The sequence below is a fragment of the Acinetobacter sp. UBA5934 genome, assembly GCF_002430855.1.
GTDB lineage: Bacteria > Pseudomonadota > Gammaproteobacteria > Pseudomonadales > Moraxellaceae > Acinetobacter.
Window position 1 is genome coordinate 888 of sequence record NZ_DJDC01000026.1, and the last position, 844, is coordinate 1,731.

An 844-nucleotide genomic window follows, 5' to 3' on the forward strand; every position below is an offset into this window, starting at 1 on the left:
TAAATATTCTTTAAATACCGAGGTATAAAGTTCATTACCACTAAATGTGCGGCGAATAAAATAAGCACCGCCACCACGCATGATCTGACCGACCACAGGCAAGTTGAGATTAATACCCGCGGCAATATGCGGCACCATCAAGCCGCGGTTAAAAATCACATAAGACAGCAGTAAATAATCGATATGACTGCGATGGCATGGGGTATAGACAATTTCGTAATCCTTGGCCAGCTCGCGTACGGTATCGAAATTATGCACTTCAATTCCATCATAAAGTTGCGTCCACAGTTTGGTCAGCGCCAGTTCGGCAAAACGTAGGGTAGAATAGGAAAAGTCCGACACCACTTCGGTTAAATAGCCTTTGGCGCGGTTCTCTGCTTCAAACATGCTGATTTTGTAGTCAATACTTTCTTTACGAATCGCATCCTGAACCGTTTCAGTTTTCATTAACTTGTTAATGAGATTCCGGCGGTCGGATAAATCGGGACCCAAAATAGCTTCTTTATATTTATTAAAATTGGTATTCAGTTCCTTGACCACAGAATGTGCCGGAGAAAAATTGGGATATTCAACTTTAGATTTTTCTATTGCCGCTTTCAGGGAAATTGGTTTATGAAATTCAATATAGTTTTCACGGCTATATAAAGAAATATTCAAGGCCTGTTTTAATTTGGAAGGGGTTGCCCAGGCATCTGCAAATAAGGCTTTAAACCATGAGCCTTCATATTCGGGTGAGCGGCCCCATAATACGGTTACCGGAACCAATTCGATATCGTATTCGGGATATTTTTCCAACGCTTCAATCAGGCGAATGAGCTTTGCCGAATAATGATAGGCTTCATTT

General features: G+C 41.4%; 1 protein-coding gene. It reads right to left on the bottom strand.

Going from position 1 to position 844, the window contains the following annotated elements:
* On the bottom strand, window positions 1–844 hold an 844-nt coding region (locus tag B2Y23_RS01765; protein ID WP_291368647.1), incomplete at both ends, for a 1-acyl-sn-glycerol-3-phosphate acyltransferase.